Annotated in this window: 1 protein-coding gene; it reads left to right on the forward strand. The window is 42.3% G+C overall.

Annotation, left to right across the window (positions count from 1 at the left end):
- A partial coding sequence (gene pssA, locus R7Z49_RS23325; RefSeq protein WP_318112112.1) for a CDP-diacylglycerol--serine O-phosphatidyltransferase occupies positions 1–1154 on the forward strand: 1154 nt, incomplete at its 5' end.
- Positions 1155–1291 lie beyond the last annotated feature (137 nt).

Raw genomic sequence — 1291 nt, forward strand, 5'->3', positions numbered from 1 at the left:
CTGCACTTTACGAAGCCAAGCAGCGTAATCCAGGATTAGACATTAATATCTGTGTTGACTGGCACCGAGCACAACGCGGCCTTATTGGTGCAGAAACATCAGAAGGCAACTCAGCGCTTTATAAAGCGTTTGCTGACCAATACCAACATGCCATCCCTGTTTATGGTATCCCCGTTCGCGGTCGAGAAGTATTTGGTGTACTTCATTTAAAAGGCTTCGTCGTCGACGATACCGTGATTTACAGTGGCGCTAGCCTTAATAACGTTTATTTGCAGTACCATGGTCGCTATCGATTTGATCGCTACCATGTTATTAAGCACAAATCCCTTGCAGATACGATGGTGAACTTCGTTCAAAATGAAATGATTGCTCACCCTGCAGTAAACGACTTGGCCGATCGAGATAAGCCGGAAACCAAAGAAATTAAATCGGCAATTCGCCAACTTCGCTCTTCTCTTGCTCAAGCCAACTATCAATTTGCCCATGAGGCAGCGGCGGAAGATAAAGTAAAGATCACACCTCTTGTTGGTCTTGGTAAGCGTCGAAACTTACTAAACCAGCAAATCGTCAAGCTACTAGCAGCAGCAAAAAACGAAATTTTCATCTGTACGCCATATTTTAACTTCCCTAAATCAATTCACCGGGAAGTAAAACGTGCAATGAAACGTGGAGTAAAAGTAACGATCGTGGTAGGAGATAAAACCGCGAACGATTTCTATATCTCTCCAGAAGAAGATTTCAAAACCATTGGTGGTCTTCCTTACCTTTACGAGGTAAATCTGCGCCGCTTTGCCAAAGCAAATGAGGCGAACATTGCAGCTCGTAAGCTTTCAGTGCACTTATGGAAGCATGAAAACAACAGCTTCCACCTAAAAGGTATCTGGGTTGATAAACGATACATGCTGCTTACGGGTAACAACTTAAATCCGCGTGCTTGGTCTCTCGATCTTGAAAATGGTTTATTGATTCAAGATGACTACGCAAACCTTACTCATAAGTTTGAAGATGAAGTAGCCCGAATCCTTGAACATACGCAGCTAATCTGCACTTACAAACAGTTGGAAAAAGTCGAAGATTACCCGCTTGCTGTGCAAAAACTCGTGAGAAAAATCACTCGCTTAAAAGCTGACGGTGTTTTAAAGCGTATCCTTTAAATATCTTCCGCTTATTTGTCTTTCAAAAGTCCAACGTATGTTGGGCTTTTTTTGTACACGGCAGATCAAGTGATTTCCATTTTTCAAAAGACATATCTCACCCTGAAGGCCCCACACACTTTTTAAACATAAATACA

The sequence above is a fragment of the Vibrio sp. 1562 genome (assembly GCF_033340155.1).
Taxonomy (GTDB): domain Bacteria; phylum Pseudomonadota; class Gammaproteobacteria; order Enterobacterales; family Vibrionaceae; genus Vibrio; species Vibrio alginolyticus.